Here is a 22,684-nt window from a genome sequence, read left to right on the forward strand (position 1 = left end):
CCGCTTTCGAAGCCCAGGCCTCAAACTGACGGATCACGCGCCCAACGCGGAGCCCGGCACGCCCCTCCGTGCGGATCAACTCGCCGGCAGCACGAGCGTGCACGTCTCCCCGGGCGCGACGGTCACGGCGCGGTCGGCCAGCACCACGCGGATCGGTGACTCGTCCGAGTCGGGCACACTGATCTCCAGCTGTCCGCTCCGGCGCCGGATGCCGACACCCCAGTGGCCGCGGTAGCGCAGCGAGAATCCGTACTCGGAGAGCGCCGGAAGAGGCACCGGGTCCAGCCACAGGGCGTCCTCGCCCGTCCCCAGTCCCGTCAGACCGCGCTGAACCAGGTCGAGGGTTCCGGCCATCGCCCCGAGATGGATGCCTTCGCCGGTCGTGCCGCCCTGGATGTCCGCGATGTCGGCCTCCAGAGCCTCCTGGACGTAACTCCACGCCTCTGCTCGCCTGTCCCTGGCGAGAACCAGACCGTGGACGAGCCCGCTGAGCGTGGAGCCGTGGCTGGTGCGCCGCAGGTAGTAGTCGACGGTCCGTCGCCAGACCTCGTCGTCCAGGTCGTACCCGAGGTGCCGGAACAGGGTCCGCAGCTCGGCGGGCGAGAACAGATGGCCGAGCATGAGGACATCGGCCTGCTTGGACGCCTTGTAGCGGTTGACCGTGTCGCCCTCGGCCTCCAGGATCCGGTCCAGCCGCCGGATGCTCGTGTGGCGCGCCCGGTAGGCGTCCCAGTCGAGCTCGGCGAGGTCGTCGTAACCCTCGAACTGGCTGATGACACCCTGGTGGAACGGCACTCGCAGCCGCCGGGAGATCTCCTCCCACCTCGGGAGTTCGTCGCCGCCCAGTCGAACGCGCTCGAACAGTTCCTCGCGGCGCCAGGCGGGGAGGCGGCGCAGCAGGTCCAGGGCGCGCACGAGGACCCAGGCGGCGGTGACGTTGGTGTACGTGTTGTCGTCCAGTCCCGGTAGCGCGGCACCAGGGTAGGCGTCGTGGTACTCGTCGGGGCCGACGACACCGCGGATGCGGTAGCGGCCCGTGCCGGGGTCGAAGACCGCGAGGCCCGCCCAGAAGCGAGCGATCTGGAGCAGTATCTCCGCGCCCTTGGTGTGCAGGAACTCGGTGTCGCCGGTGGCCTCGCAGTACTGCCACACGTTGTACGCGATCGCCGAACCCACATGGTGCTGAAGCCGGGAGTGGTCCGGCAGCCAGCGCCCCGAGCGTGGGTTGAGATGCCACTCCTGGGTCTCCTCACGGCCGTCACTGCCGCTCTGCCACGGGTACATCGCCCCGGCCCGGCCGATTGCGGCGGCCGCCCGGCAGGCCCGCGCAAGACGGCGGTAGCGGTAGTTCAGCAGGGCCCGGGAGACCTCCGGGAAGTGCAGGTTGAGATACGGCAGGACGAACAGCTCGTCCCAGAAGACATGACCCCGGTACGCCTCGCCGTGCAGCCCGCGCGCCGGGACACCCACGTCGAGATCCGCGGTGTGCGGGGACAGCGTCTGCAGGACGTGAAAGAGGTGGAAGCGCAGGATGCGACCGGCCTGGCCCGGCACCTGAATGTCCGCGCGCCGCCACAGCCGCTCCCAAGAAGCGACGTGGGAGTCCAGCAGGGCCGGGAAACCTGCCGCGCTGGACACCCGGTCGACCGCTTCGCCGAGGGGATCGCTGATCGCCATGTCGCGTGAGGTGTGCAGCGCCACGGTCTTCTCCACGGTGACGGGCCGACCGATGGCGATCGGGACCACCATGCGGTGGACCGCACGGCGGCGAGCCGGCCGAAGCTCCGACAAGGCCGAGGGACGGCCGACGACGACCGTCCTGGCGGCCATGGCCACACCGATGTCCGAGGTACTCGTCCGGCAGCTCAGCCAGACCGTGTGGGGATCCTGCGCCCCTGTCCGCACATGTGCCACATGGCGGCGGTTGAGTGCGCGGTAACGGTGCACATTGCTGTTGATCACGTCGCCGTCGAGACAGGACTCGATCTCGATCTCTCCCGACCAGTCCTCGGCAGTGAAGACGGTCTTCAGCGCGGCCACATGTGGATCCTCCATGTGCACCAGGCGGGTCTGCTCGACGCCGAGCACGCCCACCTCGTCATCCCGGTGACGGAACGAGCGGGTGAGCGTGGCATGGCGCAGGTCAAGGGTGTGCCGGTGGTCCAGGAGGGCATGGGTGTCAGGGGAGAACCACCGGCCCCACTCTCCCGCGGCGCGGCGCAGACGGAACCGCAGGAGCAGCCAGTTCGGGAGGTTGACCAGGTCCTCGTTCACCACTTGTCGCCCCGACACGGTCGACTCCAGACGGTCGTAGCAGCCGGCCGCGTAGGTCCCCGGGCAGTGCACCAGGCCCGCCCGGCACTCCGGCAGAGCGCCGCGGGTGGCGAAGTAGCCGTTGCCGAGCGTGCAGAGCGATTCACGCAAGCCCTCGGCATCGGGGTCGTAGCCCTCCCACTCCCACGTCCACTCCGACATCCGCCGCCCTTCCTTCTCCCTGTGAAGCCGTGGGAGCCCCGGCCCGCGCCGGGATCCTCAGACCCGCTGAGGGATGACGGCGACCGGGCACTCGGAGTGGTGCAGCAAGGTGTGGGCGACCCGGCCGAGTTGCAGACCGAAGTGACCGTGCCGACGCAGAGCGCCGACGACGATCAGATCGGCCTCGGCCGATGCCTCCAGCAGGACGCGGTGAGCGGGGCCTTCGACCGGCCGACGGTGTACTTCGACCTCGGGGTGCTCCCGTACGGTCTCACGGAGCGCGTCGGTGAGGCGGTCGGAGGCCTGCTCCTCATTCGCCCCTGAGGCGTCGTCCGCGATGAGCGGCTGGTCCGCGTGCTCTTGAGCCGGGCTGCGCCAGGCCCGTACGGCCGTCAGGGCACAGCCGCGGGCCTTGGCCTCGTGGGCGGCGAACCGTACGGCACCGTCGCCGCTGGTCGAGTCGCCGACTCCCACCACGACCCGGCCGAAGGACCCCTGAAGATTCCGCTCCGAGCCACGGACCACGATGACGGGGCAGACCGCGCGAGCCGCCGCCGCGAGGCTGACCGATCCCAGTAGCAGCCCGGTGATCGCGCCGCGTCCGCGGGAGCCCGTGACCAGGGCGAACGCCTCGTGACCCGCCGCCAGGAGCATGGACACGGCATCGTCGGGCAGTACCTCGCCCGACGCCTTCACCTCAGGATTGCGGAGCCGGGCACGTTCCGTGCAGGAGGCGATGATGTGCTGCACCATGGCTTCCTCGGCAGGACGATCGGTGCTTAGGGACGGCCGGCTCCTCTCGTACCGCTCCCAGCGGGAGGCGTGGAGCAAGCGCAGCGGCAGCCCGTGGCGTGCGGCTTCGTCCACCGCCCAGTCGACCGCCAGCAGACTCGAGTCCGATCCGTCGACACCCACGACCAGCGGGAGTTCCATCGCCGCCACCGCCTCGTCCGTCCGGCTGCTGAGAGACCCCCTGCGACTACCGTCGCACCGCTCGCGAACCGCCGCGACATACGGACCGGCTCTCGGCCCGGGCGGCCCTCGGCCGGATTGCGGTACGCCAGGTTGCGGTGATGCTGGAGGCATACGGCCGAACGACCTTCTCCGGCGAGCACCTCAAGGACTCAGGACATGCCTGGCACTCCGCACATCGTGAGCGATGTGATGACCCTGCCCGTGGTGGCTGTCGGACGTGGCGCGCGGTTCAAGGAGATCGTGCGGGCGATGGAGCAGTGGCAGGTCAGTGCCGTGCCGGTCGTGGAGGGCGACGGGCGGGTCATCGGAATGGTTTCCGAGGCCGACCTGCTGCCCAAGGAGGAGTTCCGGGACCGCGACCTCACCCGCTCCGAGCAGATCAGGCGTCTGTCCGATCTCGCCAAGGCGGGTGCGGTGACAGCGGAGGAACTCATGAGCACCCCCGCCGTCACGGTCCACCCCGACGTCACCCTGGCCCAGGCAGCCCGGATCATGGCCGTGAAGCACCTCAAACGGCTGCCCGTCGTCGATGACGAGGACCGGCTGCAGGGCATCGTGAGTCGTGCCGACCTGCTGAAGGTCTTCCTGCGGCCGGACGAGGACATCGAGGAGGAAGTCCGCCGCACCGTGGTGTCCTATCTGTTCCCCGCACTCAGTCACACCATCCACGTGTCCGTGCACGACGGGGTAGTCACGCTTCGTGGGCGGGTCCACGACACCTCGCTGGTCTGGGTCGCCGAGCGCCTCGTCCGCGCCGTGGAGGGCGTGGTGGATGTCGAATCGCAGCTCAGCGGGGAGGACACGGCCCAGGACCGGCCGGAGACCGCGCGGTGATCTGAGGCGTGGTTGGGCTGGGTCACGGCTGGATGACGAGTACCTCCGTCACCGGGCGGCGCCGTGTGCTGGGACCTTTGGGCCCGTATCCCAAACGCAGCAGCAACTGCTGGTAGCCCGTCCCCGTCGTCGGGTCGCGCAGCGGCCAGCGCAGGTCCGTCCATTCGAGGGGCTGGGTGACGAAGGAACTGGACAGACCCTTGAGGGTGGCCAGCAGCAGGACGTGTTCCATGGCCTGGCCGGCGCGGAGCCAGTCCTCCGGGTGGTCGTGGGCCGTGCTGAGGAGGGCCAGCTGAGGGTTCTGCTCGAAGTCCGCGGCGTCCCGTCCCGCGACCTGCCGGTGGCCGGCGAAGTCGCGCATCGGGGCCCTGCCCCCACGCTTGCGCGGGCCGAAGGCGTACTGCGGGACGCCGTCGTCGGCGGTGTTCACCGAGGCGGCGTCGACCTGGGTCCACCGCGTCAGGTCCTGGTCGCTGCCGGGGTCGGTGATGTTGCGTGCCTCGGCTTCCTGGACCAGTTCCAGCACGTCCTGCAGACGCCAGGAAGTGGGGAAGGACAGGGCCGCTCCCTCATCGCGGGCGGCCTCGCCGAGAGCTTCCCGCACCGCTTCGGGGATCTTCGTCTCCTCGAACGGGTAGCGGCTGCTGTGCCGTTGATGGATCGCCGGATACAGCGCGCCGAGGTCGCTCTCGCCGCCGCCCGCGGTGCCGGTCAACCGCACGCTCGCGAGCAGGGCCCGGTCGGTGGAGTCGGGCAGCAGCCGGGTTTCCGGGTGCCAGCCCTCGTGGACCGCGGCGACCCTGAGGTTCAACAGTGCGGCGCCGCAGCCGAGATGGAGGCCGCGAGTGTCGGGGTCGGAGTGCGGCATGGCGCGGTCGAAGTCGGCAAACAGCTCGAACGTGCGCGCCCTCCGGAAATAGCGGAAGCGCCAGGGTTGCGCGTTGTGCATCGACGGGGCGGCCGCGGCGTCGTGGACCAGGGCCGCCACCCGTTCGTCGGACGGTGTGTGGTGGCTCAGCTGTCGGCTCACCGGAGCCTCCCCTCACGAGTCGGTGGCACGCCGGGACGAGGCCGCTGCCCCTGGCCGCCTACTGATCGGCCGGAGTGATGCGGCGGCCTGTGAGGCTCGTGGGCCGGATCGACACCCACATCTCGCGTGCGCCGCCCGCCCACGGCGTGGTGTGGGCGCGTTGCGAGAGCCTGCGCACGGCATCGGGTTCCGTCACCACGCTTGCCGGGCCGACCGCCAGCACACTCCAGCCCTGGCTCAGAGCCTCGTCTACGTGGTCGACCTCGAAGGCGACCTCCATACCCACGGCCGCCGAGGGCACGGAGTCGGGCGAGGTCCGGAACACGATCATGTCGTCGATGACCTCGTAGTTGACCGGGACGACCGCCGGGCGTCCGTCGGGCGTCGACACCGCGATGCGTCCCACCCCGTGCGTGGACAGCAGAGTGCGGCAGTCTTTCGGGCTCAGGTCCCGTAGCCGAGGATGCAGCAGCGCGTGGCCTTGACCGGGCGGGAGGTCGATGCCTCCTCCCCGCAGGGCGGTGACGGTCGTGCCCAGCGCGTCGGCCAGCCTGATGAGAGTTGCCACACTCGGGTCGGCGGGCCGTTCCTCCAGGTACGCCAGATACTCGGCGGACATTCGTGCGCGGCGGGCTGTTTCCTCCCGGCTGAGCCGCTGTCTCCGACGCTCGACAGCTACGCGCCGACCGATGTCGCCGGGGTTGGGCGTCTCGGTCGGTGGGGCGGCCGCGGACACGGCCTCCGCCTCACCCATGTCCGGCCGGGCAGACTCGTGGGCGGTGCTGGGCTGCGCGTGCTCGACATGGCGGATGTGCGCGTCGGGCCCGGGGAACACGAGCGTCACTTCGTCCGTGTCCGACCAGCGCACGTCGTAGGGGGGTGTTCCATCCTCATGGTGGAGTCCGACGATCTCGCCGTCGCGCCTGGTGGCCCCGGTCGCCGGGCTTTCGATGACGAGTTGGTCGCCGAGGTGAGCTCGCATGATCGCCGCCCTCTCCGCAGAATGGTGCTGTATCCAACGTGCCACGCGCGACACGCCGCCGCATGGGGCGAAAGGCCCCAATTCGCGAGGTCGGCGGCCGGTATCCGGGAGGCAACATGCAGCACCGAACGGTCGCGGAGCTCATGACCCGGGACGTGGTCCGGGCGCGGCGTGACATGCCGTTCAAGGAGATCGTCAGGCTGCTGACGGAGAACGACGTCACCGCCGTACCCGTGGTGGACGATCGGGACCATCCCCTCGGGGTGGTGTCGGAGGCCGACCTGCTGCGCAAGAGCGCCGACCAAACCGACCCGTCAGGCAGGGCCCCTGTTCCGCACTTGGAGGCTTGGGAGAGGGCCAAGGTCGAAGGGGCTCGCGCCGAGGAACTGATGTCGGCTCCGGCGGTCTGCGCACGTCCGGAGTGGAATGTGGTCGAGGCCGCCCGTCTGATGGAGACTCACCAAGTCAAGCGGCTGCCTGTGGTGGACGAGACGGACCGGCTCCTGGGCATCGTCAGCCGCGGCGATCTGCTGCGGATCTTCCTGCGCCGTGACGACGCCATCCGCGACGAGATCGCCGAGGACGTGCTGCGCCGGACGATGGGGCTCGATCCCTCGGAGGTGACGGTCGAGGTGCACGAGGGCCAGGTCAGCCTCCGCGGCTCCGTCGAGTTCAGGAGCCTGATCCCGGTCATCGAGCGGCTGTGCCGGAGCGTCGACGGTGTGGTGTCGGTCGCCGAGCACATCGCGTACAGGACCGACGACGCCGGACGTTCGCCCGCCACCTGAGGAGCTGTCCACGTGGGAAGCTGAGAGGCCCGCGGGACCCCTGGTTGCGCGAGGGTCGGCGGCGACGGAACCGCCGACCCTTCATGGAAACCGGCGTCGGCCGGCCGAACCCTGTACGAACCAGGGTGGCCGCCCGGCCCCCCGGGCTCAGCCGGTGATCTCGATGCGCTGCGGGCCGTCGACGTGATCTGTCTGCGCCGGGTCCAGCGCTCATATCTGGGGAACGACCACGACCGGGCATGGCGCGTGATGCAGTACCGCATGATTGATCAGACCCAGCTGCAAACCCAGGTGCCCCTGTCGCCTGCGGGCGCCGACGACCAGCAGGTCTGCCCCTGACGCCGCCTCCAGCAGCGCCTGGCGTGCCGGATCCTCGATCACCCTTCTGCTCACCGGGACGTCGCCATACCGCTCCGCCGCGCCGCGCAGGGCGTCGTCGAGCACCTGCGCCGGCGGGCGTCGATGGGCCTCCAGGGCGTACCAGGGTGGGGCTTGAGGTGTGGTGAAGGCACCGAACGGGGTGTTCCAGGCATGCACCGCCACCAGCCGGCAGCCGCGAGCATGAGCCTCGCGGAACGCGAAATGCACAGCCGTGCCGCTGCCCTCCCCGTCCTCGACACCGACCACGACGTCTCCGAACTCGGCACCACGGTGCTCCGCCGCGCCGCGCACCACGACGACCGGGCAGTCCGCTCGTGCCGCCACGGCCAGGCTGACCGAGCCCAGCAGCATCCCGGCGAGGCCCCCGATCCCTCGGGATCCGAGCACCAGCGCGAAGGCGTTGCGCCCCTTGTCGACCAGAGCGGAGGCCGCGTCGTCATGCAGCACCTCGCTCGACAGCCGCACCGTGGGGGCACCGGCCCTGGCACGCTCCGAGGCAGCGCCGAGCACATCGGACGCCTCGCGGCTCCTCGCCGCCGCGTGCAGGAGATGGAGCGGCAGCTCGTGCCGGTACGCCTCGTCGGCGGCCCAGTCCACCGCCTCGAGGCTCGCCTCGGACCCGTCGACGCCGACCACCAGGGGAATCGTCACCTCCCTGTCTCCTCTCGCGCCGAACTCCAGGTCTTCGACCTTCTCCTCCACAGGTCCACATGCGCGGCGCAGGAGATTGGGGTACTCCTCGAAGGAGAGAGCGCGCCAGGCCTGGCATGTCGGCGACGTCCGGTCCATCCACACCATCGGACTCGTCCACCGTCATTCACCGTCATTTCCAGCTTCGTACGAGACGGAGACCGTCGCCATGCAACCAGTCGTCACCGTGGGCCTCGACGGCTCACCCGAGAGCCTTGCCGCAGCCCGCTGGGCCGCCGACGAGGCCGAGAAGCGCAAGCTCACCCTGCGCCTGCTGCACGCGTGGCCACTGCTGGCACCGGAACCGACCCGCGTCCCCTCGGAAGTCGATCAGAACTACTGGGCGAAGCGCCTCGTCCACACCGCGCGGGCGGAGCTGCAGGCACGCCACCCCGGTCTGTCCATCGTCGGGAACCTGGTCGCCGACGACGCCCAGAACGCCCTGCTCCAAGCGGCGTCGGAGTCCGAGATGATCGTGCTCGGTTCCCGAGGACTGGAGCCTTTCGAGAGCTACTTCCTGGGCGACGTCAGCATGCCCGTCGTGGCACGGGCCGAGCGGCCGGTCGTACTGGTCCGCGCCGAGACCCATGAGGAAGCGCCATCCCCGGCACCCGCGCGCCGCGTGGTCGTGGCCTTGAAACTGCACGGATCCTCCGACGACCTGCTCGACTTCTCCTTCCACACCGCCGCGGCGAGGGGAGTTCCTCTCCTGGCCGTCCACGGCCGAAGCGTGCCGCTCCATGCACGCGTGCCCTGGGGTGTGGACCACGACGTCACCGAGGAGATGACACGGGATGCACAGAAGCAACTGAGCAATGCCCTCCGCCCCTGGCGCGGGAAGTACCCGCACGTGGAAGTGGCCGAGAGCATCCGCCTCGAGAACCCCTCCAAAGCTGTCGTTCGGGCCGCCGAAGACGCCGCGCTCCTGATCGTCGGCCGACGCGCACACCGGCACGGCCTGCCACCACACCTCGGCCCCGTGGCCCAGGCTGCCATCCATCACGGAGCCTGTCCCGTCGCTGTCGTTCCGCATGACTGAGCCGGATCTCCGCTTCAGATCGGTGCGCCGGGCTGATGTGTGCACGCTTCGGTCCTGTGCCGGCTGCGGTGCACGGGCAGCCGTGTTGCCCGGGAGCCCTGCGGGCGCGACCGTGGAAGTGACGGAACGAGGGAGTGAGTACCGTGCGAGCGCTCGTCTACCACGGCCCGGAACAGACCTCCTGGGACACCGTCCCGGATCCCGCGATCGAGGAGGCGACCGACGCGATCGTGCGCGTCGACGCCACCACCGTCTGCAGCAGTGATCTGCACATCCTGCGGGGAGACCTCCCCGAGGTGAAACCGGGGACGATCCTCGGCCACGAGGCGGTGGGCGAGGTCGTGGAGGTCGGCAGCGACGTCCACGACCTGCGCCCCGGGAGCCAGGTGATCGTGTCGTCCGTCTCGGCCTGCGGTCACTGCCGGGCGTGCCGCGACAACATGGGCGGACAGTGCCGCGGGGGCGGTGGATGGATCCTGGGAAGTCTGATCAACGGGACGCAGGCCGAGTTCGTGCGGGTGCCCTTCGCCGAATACTCCACCCACCTGCGGCCCTCCGCCCTCCCACTGGGCGAGGCGGTCCTGCTCGCCGAAGTCCTCCCCACCGCCTACGAGGTCGGGGTGCGGAACGGACATGTGGGCCCGGGGGACATCGTCGTCGTGGTGGGAGCGGGTCCCGTCGGTCTCGCCACGGTCGTCATCGCGCGTCTCTACTCGCCCCGCCGGATCGTCGTCGTGGACCTGTCCGAGGCCAGGCTGGAAGCCGCCTCCCGCATGGGCGCCGATGCCGCGGAACTGCCGGGGAAGATGATCGCCGACCTCTCCGAGGAGGCGGGAGCCGACGTCGTCATCGAGGCATCGGGGGAACCGGAAGGCTTCGTCCTGTGCACCCGCGCCGTCCGTACAGGAGGGCATATCGCCAACATCGGCACGCCCGGCAAACCGGTCACGCTGCATCTCGAATCCCTGTGGCGCAAGAACGTGACGATCAGCACCGGCCAGGTGGACACGTCCTCCACACCCTGGCTGCTGGAACTGGTGAGGTTCGGACGCCTGCCGGTCTCCCAGCTGATCACCCACACCTTCGGCCTCGATCGGATGGAGGACGCCTACGAGGTGTTCTCACATGGCACCACCACGGGCGCCCTCAAGGTTGTGCTCCACCGCGAGTGAACGGGCCGTCCGGCCCTACACTCGCCGGCGAGCGGCGGTGCCATGGAACTGAAGGGGAGGCGGTGGCAAGCCGCGGGCATCGGACCACGTCTTCCCGTAGCCCGGGAGGAGGCGAGCGATCGATGTTCTGGTACGACCATGATCGGAGCGGTTGGGGCTGGTTCGCGATGGCGGTGAGCAGCGGTCCCGGCTCAGCAAGGGCTGACCCAGCCCTCACGGGCACCCCTGGGAGGAGCCCGTGATGACCACAGGCCGGCACAACTACGGTCTGTACGCGGTCCACTGGCCTGTCCAACTGATGATGATCTTCACGATGCGTGGCATGCCCGGCGGCGGTGGCATGCACGGCGGAAACGACATCGGGTCTCAAGTGCCGGTCGGAGGACGATCCGCTGTCCACGCACCCCTCGGCAAAGCCGACTACCAGGGCTGCTCACCCGGTCTTGTGCCCCCACCGGGGCCCCACCAGGTCCCACTCCCGACCCCACTGGTCGAAGCGCCGCCGGTCGAGCCTCCACCGGACGAGGGCCCCCGCGCCGAACGCTGTGCCGGCGAGTCCGAGCGCGGCGGCCGTACCAAGGACGCCGGCCTCGATGGCGGCCTCCGTCGGGCTTGGCGGCTCGGTGGCGAGGATGCCCTGGCCGTCCAGCCAGACCACGACCTCGGCTCCGGCCTTCTGCCCCGTGTCCACCAGCGTCTTGTCGGTGTGCGTTGTGCCGTCGGGAGCCGTCCAGCTGATCCTGGCCAAGGCGCGTGTCCCACCCGTCGCGGTGGCGGAGGCGGGGACGTCGGAGCGGAGCACGGCCCGCACGGAGTGCCCTTCGGCGCGCTGCCGAGCGAACACGTCGTCGGCAGCGTGGGCGGTCACCAGGCCGGTCAGCGTGCCGCCCACCAGGACGACCGCCCAGACGGCGAGCACGACCCAGGCCTCGACGACGTCGTCGCGGCGTCGCAACGGGTTGCTGCGCCAGCGCCACAACCGCTTCTTCGTGCATGTGCCGTCGCTCATCGGTCCGCACCTCCTCGGCGAGTTCGCTGTCCAGACCGTGCCAGTGCGCGCACCGCGCCGACATGGGCCGCCCCGACGGACTCGCGGGGCCGACCGGCACCAACTCGCGCACTGCGCCGGGACCTTCAGCCCTGCCCGGCCGGTGTTCTGCGGAGGATGTGGCCTGCCCGGCCCTTACGAAGGACCATCGGCCCCTCACTCCGTCGCCGCCGAGTGCTCACGCTGGAAGGCAGCACCACTCCGGGCGAGAGGAGGACGCCATGCACAGCACCTTCATCGATGCCGGGGTCCTCGAGACGTGTGTCTCGGCCGCGGTCGCCGCGCCCTCGATCCACAACTCCCAGCCGTGGCGCTTCCGTCTGGATCAGGAAACGGTCACCTTCCACGTGCGTGCCGCGCCCGGTGGGGGCCTACGGCACACGGACCCGGAAGGCCGCGCCCTGCATCTGTCGGTGGGCGCTTGCGTGCTCAATCTCCGCGTCGTTGTGGCCCACTTCGGCTGGGACCCGGTCACCCACCTTCTGCCCCGCCCCGAGGAACCGGACCTGCTCGCATCCGTCCGTCCGGCCGAGCCCGCCCCCGGCTGCCTGCGCCGAGGCGACATCGACCTCTTCGGGGCCATCTGGCGTCGGCACAGCAGCCGCTTCCCGTTCTCGAGTCGGCCGATCTCACCGAGTCTGCGCGCCGAACTCGCCGCGGCGGCCGGTGCGGAGGGCGCGTGGCTCCGCTTCCCCGAGCAGTCCGAGAGCGCGCGCCTGCTCGCGCTCACCGCGGACGGCGAGCAGCGCAACCGGCTGGACGTCGACCGCAGCACGGAGAGCCGCCGCTGGGTGCGCGGGGATCCGTACTCGGAGGCCGACACGGGCCTGCCGTGGGCGGTGCTCGGCCCGCAGGACGCCCGGGAGCGGCTCCCCATGCGGGACTTCACCGCCCAACGCCATCCCGATCGGCTTCCCGCCCGCCCGTACGAGACGACCCCCGTCATCGCCGTCCTGACCTCCGAGCACGATCGCCGCACCGACTGGCTGCGCGCCGGGCAGGCCCTCGAACGCGTCCTGCTGGTCGCCACGGCTCACAGTGTGCGTGCATCCCTCCTGCACCAAGCGATGGAGTGGCCCGATCTGCGTGAGGCCGTGACCCCTGGGCCCGATCACGCGCACATGCTCATACGCCTCGGCTACGGCCCCGAGGGCCCCGCCACTCCGCGGCGCGCGGTGGGTACATTGCTCGACGCCGGGCGGTGAGCGGGTGGCAGGTCGAGGTGCGTCAGCCGACCGTGACGCTCATGGCCTCCGCCTCGACAGGCGCGGGCAAGCCTGGGTGGATCTCGAACACGCCCGCCAGACCGGCGATGCGTAGTACACGCAGGAAGCGCCCGCTGTCCGTGACCAGCAGCAGCCGGCCCTGCCGGGCCAGGATCCGGTTGCGGGTCCGGCACAGGACGCCCAGCCCGCTGCAGTCGATGAAGGACACGCCACGCAGATCGAGTACCAGATCGGGGCACGTACCGGAAGACAGCGCATCCAGGCGTGCCGCCAGGTGCGACGCCGCGAAGAGGTCGACCTCCCCGCGCAGCTCCACGACGGTCGTACCAGCGTCGGCGCGTACCGAGAGGCCTGGCATGGACCTGGAGTGGTTCTCGGACATGGTCAAAGAGAAGCCCCTGCGGCCGGCGGGCGGAAGGGCCGGTCGGCCCATCCTTCCCGATCCTGCGGGGCCGACCGGCCCCACGGCGGGCGCCGACCCGTCCGACCGGGCGATCGGGGCCGACCGGCCCAAGCACTTTCACCAAGGTGCGGGACAAGCTGGACCTGCGGGGTAGTGCAGGCACCGCTGTAGCCCGCGCTCAGCCCGGGGTCCCGACCAGGGGTGACAGAGGAAGGAAAGATCGTCATGAAAGGCTTCGTCTTCCAGGGCCCCGGACACTCCTCCCGGGAGGACGTCCCGGACCCCGGCCTCAAGGACCCCACCGACACGATCGTGCGCGTGGACACCGTCACTATCTGCGGCACCGACCTGCACATCCTTAAGGGCGACGTGCCCGAGGTGCGCCCGGGCACGGTGCTAGGTGAATGAGTCCGATGTTTTTCAGTGGTCGTAGGCGATCAACGAGCGTTTGACCATGGCTCCGGTGTTCCAGTTGTGGCAGATCGCGGTGGCCAGTGCCAGCAGGCGTTGGGCGGTGCGGGCGAAGACTCCGGCCGGGGTTCTGCCGCCGTGCTGTTCCAGGCTGAGTTGGCCTTTTGGGTGTCGATGACGGCGTCGATCCACTGGTGGGCGCGGGCGACCTTGCCGTAGCGGGCCGGTTCGTCCTTGCGGTCCGGCCGCACCAGGTGGGCGCCGAGCCGGTCGGTGACGAAGGCTTCGAACTCCCGGCCGGCGATGCCCTTGTCGGCCAGGATCACCTGCCCTGACTGGATCAGCTGGTGGTCGCGTTCCAGCAGTGCGGTTATCACCCTCCCGTTCCTCGAGCTTGGGGCTGGCCAGGCACCAGGTGACGGGCATGCCCTCGGCGGTGGTGACCAGGGAGAGACGCAAGCCCCAGATGAAGCGGGAATGGCTGCGGCAGTAGCCGTATCCGGCGTGTCCGGCCAGGTCGGAGCGGTTGACGGTCTCGCGGGAGGCCGCGCAGGGCAGCGGGGTGGAGTCGATCAGCCGGAGGCTGTCGTGCCAGGGCACCTGCCGGGCGAGCATCTCGATCACGTGGCTGATCAGTGGCCAAGCGGTGTGGAGGCGCTTGTTGTAGGCCGACTGCTGGGGCAGGTAGCGGAAGAGGTGTCCGAGCCGGGCTTGGGCGAAGCATGTCCAGTGCCGGGCAGAAGGAAAGCCCAGCAGGACGTGGCCGACCGCCAGGCACAGCAGTTCGGCGTCCGTCAGCTTCGGAGGACGCCCGATCCGGCGACAAGGTGCCACGTGGTCGTCGATCAACACGTACAGTGCCGCCAGAAGGGCGTCCAGGTTTGTCTTCACACACTGACCAACAGGCGCCCTTCGCCATGGTTGCGACCAGCACACACACCGGACTCATTCATCTCAGGGTCGCCCGGCTCTGGCGGGGCCCGATCAGCCGGCCGACTCCGGGGTCGGCGGGACCTTGGATTTCGGGATCACCTGGAGGATGTAGAAGCCGTCGAGTGTGGGGTAGTAGACGCGGCCGCCGTAGCCGGGGGTGAGGAGTGCGCCCGCGGTGAAGGGGGTGAGGAAGGAGGATTCGGCGAGTGCCTTGCCGGTGCGGGTGTCACGCCATACGACCTGCTGGGAGTAGGTGCCGGTGGCCATGTCTTCTTTGGTGGCGTCCGGGTTGATCTTCGTGGTGAGCAGGATCCGGTTGTCTTTCGGGCCGATGAGGGGCAGGAAGTCGAGGCTCGTGTCGGCGACGGTCCACTTGGTCGTCATCTTGCCGGTCTTGGGGTCGATGCTGATTCCGGCCACCTTGCCGACGCCGCCGTCCGCGGAATAGAGCATGTTGTTCTCGGGGTCGCCTCCGGCCTTGGGCGGGGCGAAGCTATTCTGGCCGCTCTTGAGCGGGCCGAAGGGGGTGACCCTGGTGATGTTCTTGCGGTCATTCGCGTTGACACAGGTGATGGTCGACGGCACGCTCGCGCCGATGCCATTGGTCTGGATGCAGATCCAGTCGCCCATCAGGGTCGGCGCGTCCCCGGTGCTCTGGCCCTTCTGGAGGTAGTCGACCACCCAGGACTTGTCCTCGGACAGCTTCTTGGCGGCAGGGTCCCAGAAATAACGGTAGGCGTACTTGTTCGCGGACAAGTAGATCGCCGTTTTGCCCTGGTGGGTCGTGATGATGTGCGGCGTGGTGGACTCCTCCGGCAGCGTGACGGAGTCGAGGATCTTGAACGTATTCGGATCGACCGCGTTGATCTGCGAATTGGCCTGATGCGCGGGGTCACCTGCTCCTGGGCACTGGGCCAGCGAGGGGCTGCCCTGCTGTTTGCAGCCCGTCGGGCGTACCTGGTCCTTGATGATCAGCGTGCCGTCGGGTGCCACGGTCACATGCTTGAAGCTGGAGTTCTGCGGGGCAGCGGGGCCGTGCGGCAGCTGCACCTGCTGCACGATCGCACCCGTGTCGGGGTTGAGCTTCACGAGCTGGTTGTCCCACGCCTCCACGACGGAGCCGTCCGCCAGGACGTTGAGGTTGGTCGTGGCGACGAATACGTCGTCGACGTTGGCGTTCTCCAGGTACGTGCGCCAGATCTGCGCTCCCGTGGTGGGGTCGACCTTCGCCACGAACGGGCCCGGGAGCACCTTTCCGGAGGGTGCGGGCTGGTTCCCGCCCACCACGTAGGTGGCGTTGGGGCCCTTGTTGTTGATGAAGCTCAGCCCCTGGTAGTTGTCCTCGCTCTTGTACGCGAACACCTGGTTGGCGGCCGTGGTCGAGCCGGTGAAGGTGGCACACGGGAACAGCCCGCTGCGCGCCCCGTCGGCGATCTCCGCGCCGTTCAGCGACGGGAAGTAGCCGGGGGTCTTCAGCCCTTGCGAACAGCTCTGCTCCTTCGCGTACAGGCTCAGGTCGCCGGGAAGCGGCCCGTTGGCCGCGCGCTCGCTCGCCGACACATTGGACGCCTCCTGGTTCAGCAGCCGGAAGAGCGAAGGCACCGCATCCAGATTGGTGAGCGTCGGGACGAGGATCAGCGCCAGGACGCCCAGCAGGACGAAGATCCCGGCGAGGAACCGCTTGATCACATTCCAGACCCGCCTCATCAGGCCACCCCCGGAGCCGGAGCGCCGCCCTGGTTCTCCCCCCGCGTTCGGGCTCTGACCCAACGGACCTGGGCGACAAGGAGCGTCACACTGGCCAGGAACAGCCAGACGACGAACGCGATGGCATGGGCCCACATCCCGAGGGCACCGGTCGCCGCGTTGAAGACGCCATCCTCGTAGTAGGGCGTGATGAACCCGAACGCCGAGAGCACCGCGGCGATCAAGGCGAGGACGCCGAGCCACTTCCCCACGGCGCCCGTTCTCAACATCACCTCCGCGACTCCGAGGAAGAACACTGTGAACGCCGCACCGCCGAGACTGAAGAACAGCGCCGCCGCCGTATAGAAGGCCGGAACCACCCGGGCCTGGGCCGCGCTGGTGCTCAGCGTGCACGTGGCGGTCAGCACCAGAGCCGCCAGAACCGAGGCGACACCGACGATCGCCCCGGCGAACGCGATCGACGATCCGCGCGCCGGTTCGCCTTCCCCGTTCCGCAGAGCCACCCAGAGGCTGCCAAGGAACCACAGGACGAAAACGATCCCGATGCTGCTCACCATCACCTGGGCCCTGATCGCCTGGAGGTGGAAGGCGAAGAAGGCACCGGCGCTCTCCGCGTGAGCGATGTCCGGGAGTTCGGGATCTCCCCCGCCGCCCCAGGGCTGTGTGGTCAGGAACAGGATGAAGGCCACCACGAACAGAAACGAGGCGAACAGCCCGCTCGCGGCACCCATCTGCTCCCAAGCCCGGTTTCGATCAGGCATCCAGACAGCTCCTCTCAGCACATCCCCGCGGCTCACCAGCAGTTGCCCGGGAACTCCTGGCGCGGATCGAGCGCCCAGCCGCAGCGCAGGCGGTCACCATTGGTGCGTATGCCCTCGGATCCGCGCTGATCTACCAATAAATATGAGTAACAACCTGTTTGGGGCACTGTGCACCGTTCGTGCCTGGCCCGGTACAGCTCCCGACAGGCACGGAGCCCACCGTTTGTGCTTCGTGGCGAACTGTTTGATCCGGGTGATCTTGGCAGCCTCCGAGCTCGCGAAGACGACCTTGTCGTCGAGGTCGAGACTCTGCACCAGGGCCTTGCCGTTGGCGATGTACGAAGGTGAGCCGTCCATCAGCTGGCCCTTGTCACCGCTTTCGGAGGTGGGGAGCCGGTCAGCGTAGTTAGGGAAGCCCAGCAGGACCTGGGCGACCGCCGGGCACAGCAGTTCGGCGTCCGTGAGTTTCGGAGGTCGCCCGGTCCGGCGACGAGGGGCCACGTGGTCGTCGGTGAACACGTACAGTGCCGCCAGCAGGGCGTCCAGGCCGGTAGTCACACACGAGCCAACGGGCGCCCTTCGCCATAGTCGCGGCCAGCACAGATATCGGACTCATTCATCCAGGGCACGAGGCGGTGGGCGAGGTCGTGGACACCGGCACTGATGTGCGCACCGTACGGCCCGGGGACCGCGTTCTGGTCTCCTGCATCACCGCCTGCGGCCGTTGCCCCTTCTGCCGCAGGGCCATGTACGGCCAGTGCCGGGGCGGCGGAGGCTGGATCCTCGGCCATCTGATCGACGGCACCCAGGCCGAGTACGTGCGCGTCCCGCACGCCGACCTCTCCGTCCACGCACTGCCCGGCACCCTGGACGGCCAGGACCCCGTACTGCTCGCCGACATCTTCCCGACCGCCTACGAAGTGGCCGTGCTCAACGGGCAGGTACGGCCCGGCGACACCGTCGCCGTTGTCGGCGCCGGCCCCATCGGGCTCGCGGCCATCGCCACGGCCCGCCTGCTCGCGCCCGAGCGGATCGTCGCCGTGGACCTGGCCCCCGCCCGACTGGAGGCAGCCCGACAACTCGGCGCCGATGCCGTGGCCGACGCCCGCGAGGCCCCCGAACAGCTGATCGCCGACCTCACCGACGGGCTGGGCGCCGACGTCGTCATCGAGGCCGTCGGCGTGCCCGAGAGTTTCGAGATGTGCACCCGCATGGTCCGGCCCGGTGGGCATGTCGCCAACATCGGCGTGCATGGCCGGCCCGCGACCCTGCACCTCGAAGACCTGTGGATCAAGAACGTCACCATCACCACCGGCCTCGTCGACACCCGTTCCGCCCCCACCCTGCTGCGCATGGCGGCCGTCGGCCGCCTGCCCACCACACAGCTGGTCACCCACACCTTCCCGCTCGACCTCATGGAGGAGGCGTACGACGTCTTCGGCCGGGCCGCCGACACCGGCGCCCTCAAGGTCGTCCTCGGCGGGGAGCGGCACGACGTGGTCGCTCTCCCGGCGGCCTGACGAGAGGAAGGGACGAGTCATGACCGAACAGGTCGAGTCGAGGACGACCGGGGCAGCACCCGTGGGCGACCTCGGACGCCGGATCGCTCGGCGACGCGAAGAACTCGGTCTCTCCCGGGAGGAGACGGCCACCCGGGCGGGCATGGCCCTCAGCTGTCTCCGCCACCTGGAGGAGTATCCGGCCGCCGCACCGGGCAGGGGAGCGCTCCACGTACTGGCGGAGGCCCTGCACACCACCGTCAGGGAGCTCACCGGCGGGGACACAGATCTGCCGCCCGGCACCGCACCGCATGAGTCCCGAAGCCCTGGCATCGCAGAACTGTCCACTCGGGAATGCCGCGCCCTGCTGTCGACCCACGGTGTGGGGCGCATCGCCGTACCCACCGTCACCGGGCCGGTGATCGTGCCCGTCAACTACAGCGTCGTGGACGGCACCGTCGTCTTCCGGACCGCCCCCGGTACGACACCGTCGCAAGCTTCGGGCTGCCAGGTCGCCTTCAAGATCGACCGAATCGACGACGTGTTCAGCCAGGGCTGGAGCGTGCTCGTACGGGGACACGCGCGGACCGTGACGGACCCCGACGAGATACGTCGGCTCGACGAACAGGCCTACAGCAGGTCCTGGGCGGGCGGGCGGCGCGACCGGTGGGTGCGGATCGATCCCCGCGTGATCACCGGCCGGCGGATCACGGTGGAATGAGGGCTGTTGTCCGGCACGTCCGGGACTGATGGCCCTCGTCAGTGGCCCCTCGCAGGACGAACGATGGACTTGCCAGCGCACCGCTGCACCAGACGCATCAGGCGAAAGACGGACTGACTCATGTACCGCAACGACGGATTCCGCGAACTCGGACGGCAGGAGTGCCTGCGCCTGCTGGCGAAGGTTCCGGTCGGACGGATCGTGCACACGCGTCAGGCCCTGCCCGCGGTACTCCCCGTCAACTTCTGCCTGGACGAGGACGGCGCGGTGCTACTGCGTACCGCGGCCACCTCCGAACTGGTGCGCGCGATCGACGGCACGGTGGTCGCCTTCGAGGCCGACGAGGTCGACGCGGCCACGCACTCGGGCTGGAGCGTCGTCGTCACCGGCTCTGCCACGGTGGTCACCGACCCCGACGAGCACAAGCGCCTTGCCCGCACCGGTCCGCGCTCCTGGGTGCCCTCGCCCCGGGAGGTGTTCGTCCGGATCGAGCCCGAGCTGGTGACCGGTCGTGAACTGGTCGGCGGATGCAGCATGTACGGGCTGGACGTCTCTCACTGACCCGGTCTGCGACTTCCCGGCTTCGCCGGATGCGGGGCCGAACGGCCCTGTGACGGGGGCCGTACGGCGTGTCGTCGGGTTCGTGCGGCCCCTGCCCGCGTCGTCGCGGAAGGACGAGCATCGGGGGCACAGAGCAGAAGGGAGAGGGAGATGACTCGCCATCATGTGGTCGTCGGAGTCGACGGTTCCCTGAACGCCGTACGAGCGCTGGACTGGGCCGCGGACGAGGCCGCACGCCGCGACGCCGAACTGCGAGTCGTGTACGCCGTGCCCGACCCCGACGAGGCCGGCCCCGTCCTCGCGTCGGCCGCCGCACGCGTCCGGGGACGTCATCCCGCCCTGTCGGTGATGACCAAGGCAGCGGAGGGCGGCACGGTTCGGGCTCTGCTGCGTGAGAGCGAGGGCTCCGACCTGACCGTCGTCGGCACCCGCGGCTTGGGCGGCGTCACCGGGCTGCTGGCCGGCTCGGTGAGTCTGCGCCTGGCCGCACATGTGCACGGCCCGCTGCTCGTCGTACGCGGCGACCACCCTTGCGACGACCAGCGCGGCGTGCTGCTCGGTCTGGACGACGACTCCGACGCCGACGCGGCCTCTTATGCCTTCCACGAGGCGGAGCGGCGCGGTGTCCGGCTGCGTGTCGTGCACTCGACCCATCGCCCCATCACCCCCGAACTGCCCTCCCTGATTCCCGCGACGAGCCCGGGGCAACGGCGGCGCGCCCAGGACGACCTGGCCGAGGAGGCCGTGCCGCGCTTCAACCTGGCCCAGTTGCGAGAAGCACACCCCCAGGTCGACGTCGAGACCCGCACGGTCCGCAGGGGACCGGCCCAGGCCCTGCTGGACCACACACAAGAGTCCGCCGTCGTCGTCATCGGCACACATCGACGGACGACCCGGCCCGGACCGCAGCTCGGCCCGGTCGCGCACACCCTCCTGCACCGCTCCCACTGCCCGGTGGTGATCGTGCCGGCAACCGGCTGACCGGCGAGCAATCTGTCGTTCTGGGACCGTCGGCTCCTCGGGCAGCCCACACCCGCCAGGACGGCAGTCACCAGAGACCGATCATTCCTCGACGGGGACGAGCCGGACTCCGGTGACAAGGTCGGGGCGGATTCGGACCGCGTAGTCCATGGCCCGTCCCACCCAGGGATGGAGTATGTCCTGGTAGCGGGCCAGATCGCGGGCATCGGTCACGAGGTGGGCGTAGCCGGTGACGACCACGCTCCAACCGAGGTGCGTGCCCGGGTCGATGCTGTCTGCCTCGTACGCCACCACGACCCCCGGCGCTCCCGCCTGCTTGGCCCGTGACGTCAGGGCCGCTCCCTCGTGGGTGCGGATGACGATGTCACCCTCGTCCAGGACATGGTTGACGGGCCGGACGGTCGGCAGAGCGTGCTGTGTGAAGACGATCCGGCCGAAAGACACGCTGCCAAGGAGCCGCAGCGCTTCGGCGCTGTCGAGGCCGATGCTCCGGCGTGGTCCCGGGGCGATCGGCAGGGCGTTGTCGCAGGCCATGGCGGGTTTCCGTAGCTTCTCGTCTCTCACTGCTCGCTGTCTCCGACCGGCTCACCGGTTCCGCCGCGCGGCATGGGGCTGCGATGGCCGCTGGGCGGGTGAGGCGGCTTTGTGCGCGGGCTCTTCTCCGATCAGATCATTCGAACCGCAGCCGCCCGGCCGACGCTAGGGCCGTTCGGCCCTCGCCGGTGACCGGACGGCCTGTTGGGGGCGATACGCGGACCAGGCGGAGGATGCGTTGGGTGAACGGTCGAGTGCCTCCCGCCCCCGCCTCGGGTCCGCTTGCCGTGGGCGGTGGTCTCGACCTGATCGGCGAAGGCCGGGAGGGCCACTGAAGGGGGTGTGACGGCTGCGGAGTGGGGCCGGTTGCCCCGCACCTCGGCCCCGTACGGCCCCTCCCGCACCGGATCCGCCGGCCGGAGGCTGGCATCGCACCGGACACCACCGGACCCCGATCGGGAGGACGACGGACATGAGCGTGCGCGTTGCCATCAACGGATTCGGCCGGATCGGCCGCAATTACCTGCGCTGCGTACTGGAGCGCGCGGGGACCGCCGCCGGCACCTCGGTGGAGGTCGTCGCGGTCAACGACATCACCTCACCGGCGGCGCTGGCCCATCTGCTGACATACGACTCGACATACGGTCGCATCGGCCGCCCCGTCGAGCACGACGACGACTCCCTCACCGTGGACGGCCGGCGCATCGCCGTAACCGCCGAGCCCGACCCGGCCGCCCTGGCCTGGGGCGACCTCGGCGTCGACATCGTCATCGAGTCGACCGGCCGCTTCCGCACCCGGGAACAGGCCGGCCGACACCTGAGCGCGGGCGCCCGCAAGGTGCTGCTGTCCGTCCCGGGCAAAGACGTCGACGCCACCGTGGTGATGGGCGTCAACGAGGGCATGTACGACCCGGAGAGCGACCACGTCGTCTCCAACGCGTCCTGCACGACCAACTGCGTGGCGCCGATGGTGAAGGTCCTCGACGAGCACTTCGGCATCGTCAAGGGGTTGATGACCACCATCCACGGCTACACCAACGACCAGGTCGTCCTCGACGGCCCGCACAAGGACCTGCGGCGCGGCCGCAGTGCCGCCGTCAACATCATCCCCACCTCCACCGGGGCCGCCCGCGCTGTCGGGCTGGTCATGCCGGAGCTGGCCGGGACCCTGGACGGCATCGCCGTACGCGTCCCCGTCGAGGACGGCTCGCTGACCGACCTCAGCGTGGTCCTGGACAGGCCGGTCACCGTGCAGGAGGTCAACGCCGCGTTCCGCGAGGCCGCCGACGGGCCGCTGAAGGGCGTACTGCGGGTGTCCGAGGCCCCGATCGTCTCCCGCGACATCGTGGGCGACCCCGCCTCCTGCGTCCTGGACGCCCCGCTGACCCAGGCGCACGGCGAACTGGTCAAGGCCTTCGGCTGGTACGACAACGAGTGGGGCTACACCAACCGGCTGCTCGACCTCACCGAGTACGTCGCGGCCCGGCTCCCGCGCGGCTGACCGGGCGTCCCGCCCCGGGCACCGGGTCCGAT

The 22,684-nt window shown here is 69.8% G+C and carries 19 protein-coding genes and 4 pseudogenes; 11 read left to right on the plus strand and 12 right to left on the minus strand.

Features of this window, described 5'->3' with window-relative positions:
* Positions 1-75: 75 nt before the first annotated feature.
* Both ACIBAG_RS14685 and ACIBAG_RS14690 read right to left on the minus strand, forming a co-directional pair.
* Positions 76-2,475 carry a glycoside hydrolase family 65 protein gene (locus ACIBAG_RS14685; protein WP_399104832.1) on the minus strand — a complete coding sequence of 800 codons (2,400 nt, stop codon included), beginning with the start codon at positions 2,473-2,475 and terminating at the stop codon, positions 76-78.
* 57 nt (positions 2,476-2,532) lie between these two features.
* Entirely contained in the window at positions 2,533-3,408 is an 876-nt protein-coding gene (locus tag ACIBAG_RS14690; protein WP_399104834.1) for a universal stress protein, read from the minus strand.
* A 198-nt stretch (positions 3,409-3,606) separates the two neighbouring features.
* Between ACIBAG_RS14690 and ACIBAG_RS14695 the strand changes: the two genes are divergently transcribed.
* Complete coding sequence (locus tag ACIBAG_RS14695; RefSeq protein WP_399104836.1) at positions 3,607-4,284, plus strand: CBS domain-containing protein; 678 nt, start codon at positions 3,607-3,609, stop codon at positions 4,282-4,284.
* 22 nt (positions 4,285-4,306) lie between these two features.
* Here ACIBAG_RS14695 and ACIBAG_RS14700 read toward each other — a convergent pair whose 3' ends face one another.
* Together ACIBAG_RS14700 and ACIBAG_RS14705 are read right to left on the minus strand one after the other, a co-directional pair.
* Positions 4,307-5,314 (minus strand): Acg family FMN-binding oxidoreductase, encoded by a 1,008-nt coding sequence (locus tag ACIBAG_RS14700; protein WP_399104838.1) that lies wholly within the window; start codon positions 5,312-5,314, stop codon positions 4,307-4,309.
* 58 nt (positions 5,315-5,372) lie between these two features.
* Positions 5,373-6,296, minus strand: coding sequence for a DUF1918 domain-containing protein (locus ACIBAG_RS14705; protein WP_399104840.1), 924 nt, complete (start codon positions 6,294-6,296; stop codon positions 5,373-5,375).
* 116 nt (positions 6,297-6,412) lie between these two features.
* On the opposite strand from ACIBAG_RS14705, the gene ACIBAG_RS14710 reads away from it, so the two are divergent.
* Entirely contained in the window at positions 6,413-7,084 is a 672-nt protein-coding gene (locus ACIBAG_RS14710) for a CBS domain-containing protein (protein WP_399104842.1), read from the plus strand.
* A gap of 210 nt (positions 7,085-7,294) precedes the next feature.
* Here ACIBAG_RS14710 and ACIBAG_RS14715 read toward each other — a convergent pair whose 3' ends face one another.
* Entirely contained in the window at positions 7,295-8,116 is an 822-nt protein-coding gene (locus tag ACIBAG_RS14715; protein WP_399104844.1) for a universal stress protein, read from the minus strand.
* Between the two features lie 208 nt (positions 8,117-8,324).
* Here ACIBAG_RS14715 and ACIBAG_RS14720 point away from each other — a divergent pair, with 208 nt between their 5' ends.
* Entirely contained in the window at positions 8,325-9,194 is an 870-nt protein-coding gene (locus ACIBAG_RS14720; protein WP_399104846.1) for a universal stress protein, read from the plus strand.
* 143 nt (positions 9,195-9,337) lie between these two features.
* Positions 9,338-10,366 carry an alcohol dehydrogenase catalytic domain-containing protein gene (locus ACIBAG_RS14725; RefSeq protein ID WP_399105427.1) on the plus strand — a complete coding sequence of 343 codons (1,029 nt, stop codon included), beginning with the start codon at positions 9,338-9,340 and terminating at the stop codon, positions 10,364-10,366.
* A gap of 433 nt (positions 10,367-10,799) precedes the next feature.
* Here the strand turns inward: ACIBAG_RS14725 and ACIBAG_RS14730 are convergent, their stop codons facing one another.
* On the minus strand, positions 10,800-11,375 hold the full coding sequence (locus ACIBAG_RS14730) for a hypothetical protein (RefSeq protein WP_399104848.1): 576 nt from the start codon (positions 11,373-11,375) through the stop codon (positions 10,800-10,802).
* 260 nt (positions 11,376-11,635) lie between these two features.
* Between ACIBAG_RS14730 and ACIBAG_RS14735 the strand changes: the two genes are divergently transcribed.
* Positions 11,636-12,619, plus strand: a complete 984-nt coding sequence (locus ACIBAG_RS14735) for an Acg family FMN-binding oxidoreductase (RefSeq protein ID WP_399104850.1) — start codon at positions 11,636-11,638, stop codon at positions 12,617-12,619.
* A gap of 22 nt (positions 12,620-12,641) precedes the next feature.
* Here the strand turns inward: ACIBAG_RS14735 and ACIBAG_RS14740 are convergent, their stop codons facing one another.
* Complete coding sequence (locus ACIBAG_RS14740) at positions 12,642-13,022, minus strand: STAS domain-containing protein (RefSeq protein ID WP_399104852.1); 381 nt, start codon at positions 13,020-13,022, stop codon at positions 12,642-12,644.
* Positions 13,023-13,268: 246 nt separating this feature from the next.
* On the opposite strand from ACIBAG_RS14740, the pseudogene ACIBAG_RS14745 reads away from it, so the two are divergent.
* Positions 13,269-13,445, plus strand: a pseudogene (locus tag ACIBAG_RS14745) (alcohol dehydrogenase); the annotation flags it as partial.
* An 18-nt stretch (positions 13,446-13,463) separates the two neighbouring features.
* Here the strand turns inward: ACIBAG_RS14745 and ACIBAG_RS14750 are convergent.
* The 4 genes and pseudogenes from ACIBAG_RS14750 to ACIBAG_RS14765 all read right to left on the minus strand — a co-directional run.
* Positions 13,464-14,345: pseudogene (locus ACIBAG_RS14750) on the minus strand (IS982 family transposase).
* Between the two features lie 93 nt (positions 14,346-14,438).
* Positions 14,439-16,094, minus strand: coding sequence for a PQQ-binding-like beta-propeller repeat protein (locus ACIBAG_RS14755; protein WP_399104854.1), 1,656 nt, complete (start codon positions 16,092-16,094; stop codon positions 14,439-14,441).
* Positions 16,094-16,855, minus strand: coding sequence for a hypothetical protein (locus ACIBAG_RS14760; RefSeq protein WP_399104856.1), 762 nt, complete (start codon positions 16,853-16,855; stop codon positions 16,094-16,096). The genes ACIBAG_RS14755 and ACIBAG_RS14760 overlap by 1 nt, the downstream gene beginning before the upstream one ends.
* A gap of 222 nt (positions 16,856-17,077) precedes the next feature.
* Positions 17,078-17,260: pseudogene (locus ACIBAG_RS14765) on the minus strand (glycine/betaine ABC transporter substrate-binding protein); the annotation flags it as partial.
* Positions 17,261-17,478: 218 nt separating this feature from the next.
* Between ACIBAG_RS14765 and ACIBAG_RS14770 the strand changes: the two are divergent.
* The 4 genes and pseudogenes from ACIBAG_RS14770 to ACIBAG_RS14785 all read left to right on the plus strand — a co-directional run.
* Positions 17,479-18,375 (plus strand): annotated as a pseudogene (locus ACIBAG_RS14770) (zinc-binding dehydrogenase); the annotation flags it as partial.
* 19 nt (positions 18,376-18,394) lie between these two features.
* Positions 18,395-19,075 carry a helix-turn-helix domain-containing protein gene (locus tag ACIBAG_RS14775; RefSeq protein ID WP_399104858.1) on the plus strand — a complete coding sequence of 227 codons (681 nt, stop codon included), beginning with the start codon at positions 18,395-18,397 and terminating at the stop codon, positions 19,073-19,075.
* Positions 19,076-19,195: 120 nt separating this feature from the next.
* Positions 19,196-19,636: a pyridoxamine 5'-phosphate oxidase family protein gene (locus ACIBAG_RS14780; RefSeq protein ID WP_399104860.1), complete on the plus strand. Its 441-nt coding sequence runs from the start codon at positions 19,196-19,198 to the stop codon at positions 19,634-19,636.
* Positions 19,637-19,786: 150 nt separating this feature from the next.
* Positions 19,787-20,617 carry a universal stress protein gene (locus ACIBAG_RS14785; RefSeq protein WP_399104862.1) on the plus strand — a complete coding sequence of 277 codons (831 nt, stop codon included), beginning with the start codon at positions 19,787-19,789 and terminating at the stop codon, positions 20,615-20,617.
* Between the two features lie 81 nt (positions 20,618-20,698).
* Here ACIBAG_RS14785 and ACIBAG_RS14790 read toward each other — a convergent pair whose 3' ends face one another.
* Positions 20,699-21,151, minus strand: coding sequence for a pyridoxamine 5'-phosphate oxidase family protein (locus ACIBAG_RS14790; RefSeq protein WP_399104864.1), 453 nt, complete (start codon positions 21,149-21,151; stop codon positions 20,699-20,701).
* 472 nt (positions 21,152-21,623) lie between these two features.
* Between ACIBAG_RS14790 and gap the strand changes: the two genes are divergently transcribed.
* Positions 21,624-22,652, plus strand: coding sequence for a type I glyceraldehyde-3-phosphate dehydrogenase (gene gap, locus ACIBAG_RS14795; RefSeq protein ID WP_399104866.1), 1,029 nt, complete (start codon positions 21,624-21,626; stop codon positions 22,650-22,652).
* Positions 22,653-22,684: the final 32 nt, after the last annotated feature.

Origin of the sequence: Streptomyces sp. NPDC051243, from assembly GCF_044455405.1 — a bacterium.
Classification (GTDB): Bacteria; Actinomycetota; Actinomycetes; order Streptomycetales; family Streptomycetaceae; genus Streptomyces.